Below are 1,190 nucleotides of genomic sequence, written 5' to 3'. Positions count from 1 at the left end.
CTGCGGAAGGCGGCGAGAATACGCTCGATCCAGCCACGCTCGACAAGAATCGGGTTTTCAAGTCGGTTGGGCGCTGAGAAGTGCGTCAAACCGGATCTTTGCCGGAAAAAAAGGACGCCGACCGGCTCTCGCCAACAGGACCGGCTTGTTCCAGCGGACGTACATGTTTTGAGCGAAGCGGCGTCGGCACCATCCAAAATGCTGCCAGAATTCTTATGGCGACGGGCATGCGACGACAGACCAGGGCCAGACTGCGGACGGAAGGTCTGGAGTCTGAGCGAGAGCCGACACTCCAAGGATTGCATCAAAGTGTCCCCGAGCGGCCGCTCATGGCCGATTTTCGCCGAGGTGATCGGGCTGAATCGTTACAATGACCCAGATGAGTTCCCCTTCGACAGCATCGATGCGAGACATGCTGACTTCCTTTTTCTGGAGCGGCGACGCCATCCGGAGTCGACGCGTAAGTGACATCGTTTTGTCAGGCACGCTCGACGTGCCTGTGCCATCCGCACGCCTGCTTGCGGATTGGCAACGAGAGACTTCGTCACGGCTCGTTCTGGAACCCGGGGATGTCGAGGCGATGCCTTTGGCGCGAACGCAAGCGCGCTGGCCTGATTACAAGCGCTGCGTGCAGGCAATTTCTGACTGGACGTGCGCGCTTGGACTGCCCGCCGTGCTTGCCTCCAGTGACGTAGCGCTTATGGCGTGTCGTGGCGCGAGGTACCACCATGACGGTGCGCAATATGGCGGTGCGGCCTTTTGCAATCTCTTCCTGAGCGAGGACAGGGGTCTGGACTTGCATTTTCCCTCTACGGGCCATCGCATTCCCCTGACCCGGGGAACAGCCGTGATATTCGATACTGGCCAGCCGCATGGCGTCATTCAGCGCGGCAGCGGCAGTTTTAGTGTGGCCGACTTCGCGCCGGACCAGGATTGCATTCAGATATTCCTGACCTGGGAGCTTCCCATCGAAGACGCCCACATTGGGCAAGCACTCAATATGGTCTTCGACATCGCCCGTTCGACCTCACCGCAACTGGATGAAGAGCAAGTCTGGTTGAACGGCGCACCCGCCGCTGTGTGCCCAGAAACTGGTCGCTGGTACCAGGTTGACTAGCAGCTCGTTGAAATACCTCGTCGAACGGTCATCCTGAATGAAAGGGTGAACGTTGAATCTGATGTCATTCACG

The 1,190-nt window shown here is 58.7% G+C and carries 1 protein-coding gene; it reads left to right on the top strand.

The features are described from left to right. The first annotated feature begins 412 nt into the window (after positions 1-412). On the top strand, positions 413-1,117 hold the full coding sequence (locus AWB68_RS45185) for a hypothetical protein (RefSeq protein WP_087650482.1): 705 nt from the start codon (positions 413-415) through the stop codon (positions 1,115-1,117). Positions 1,118-1,190: the final 73 nt, after the last annotated feature.

Source organism: Caballeronia choica (assembly GCF_001544535.1).
Lineage (GTDB): Bacteria > Pseudomonadota > Gammaproteobacteria > Burkholderiales > Burkholderiaceae > Caballeronia > Caballeronia choica.
This window is presented reverse-complemented; position numbering and strand designations above follow the sequence as displayed.

Coding starts and splice junctions, on each gene's coding strand:
- AWB68_RS45185 (WP_087650482.1), top strand. CDS start 413: ATGCTGACTTCCTTTTTCTGGAGCGGCGACGCCATCCGGAGTCGACGC.